The organism is Streptosporangium canum (assembly GCF_900113865.1).
GTDB lineage: Bacteria > Actinomycetota > Actinomycetes > Streptosporangiales > Streptosporangiaceae > Streptosporangium > Streptosporangium canum.
In genome coordinates this window covers 7358-8397 of sequence record NZ_FOQY01000054.1, presented here as the reverse complement: position 1 = coordinate 8397, position 1040 = coordinate 7358, and the positions used below count along the sequence as shown (strand labels likewise).

The 1040-nt window shown below is 69.8% G+C and carries 1 protein-coding gene; it reads left to right on the top strand.

The window, feature by feature from the left end:
• Nucleotides 1-15: 15 nt before the first annotated feature.
• The coding region (locus BM085_RS40340) for a S1 family peptidase (protein WP_218158972.1) at nucleotides 16-1040 on the top strand (1025 nt) is incomplete at its 3' end.

Below are 1040 nucleotides of genomic sequence, written 5' to 3'. Positions count from 1 at the left end.
CAACCACCGCCGGGCATGCTCGAAGCACTCCAGCGCGACCTCGGTCTCACCAGGGAGCAGGCCCAGACCCGGCTGCTCAACGAGGCCCGGCTGCGACCGGTCGAGGCGAAGCTCCGCAGGAGGCTCGGCAGCCGGTTCGGCGGCTCCTGGTACGCGGGAAGCATCGCGCAGAGCCTCGTGGTGGCCACCACCGACTCCGCCGACATTCCCCAGGTCCTCGCCGCGGGCGGCCGCGGAGAGGTCGTCAGCCGGTCGCTGGCGGAGCTCGACACGATCGTCGAGCAGGTTGACGCAGCTCTGTCCACCCACCCGAACGGGCGGGTGCGCTACGTCGACGTGAAGACCAACAAGGTCGTCATCCTGTCCGACGCGCCCTCGGCAACCAGAGACGTCATCGAGGCCGCCGGTGTGAACCCGGTCGCGGTGCGGGTGGTGCCGTCCGATGAGCAACCCCGCCCCCTCTCCGACCTGCAGGGCGGCGCCCCGTACTACATCGGCGTCACGAGCCGCTGCTCGGTCGGGTTCTCGGTGTTGCGCGGGACCCAGAACGGGTTCGTCAGCGCCGGCCACTGCGGCAAGACCGGCGCCGTCACCACCGGCGTCAACCGGGTCGCCCTGGGCGTCTTCCAGGCGTCGCACTTCCCCGACAACGACTTCGCCTGGGTGGCGGTGAACGCCGACTGGACGCCCAAGCCGCTGGTGGACAACGGCACCGGCGGCACCGTGACCGTGGCCGGATCCAAAGAGGCCGTCGAAGGCGCCTCGATCTGCCGGTCCGGTTCCGCCACCGGCTGGCACTGCGGCACCATCCAGCAGCGCAACGCCAGCATCACCTATCCCCAGGGCAACGTCTTCGGACTGGTCCGCACCAACGTCTGCGCCGAGGCCGGTGACTCCGGTGGTTCCTTCATCTCCATCGACCAGGCTCAGGGGGTCACCTCCGGCGGCTCCGGTGACTGCACCTCCGGTGGCGTCACCTATTTTCAGCCGATCGGTGAGATCCTCACGACCTACGGCCTCAGCCTGGTGACCACCGCGGG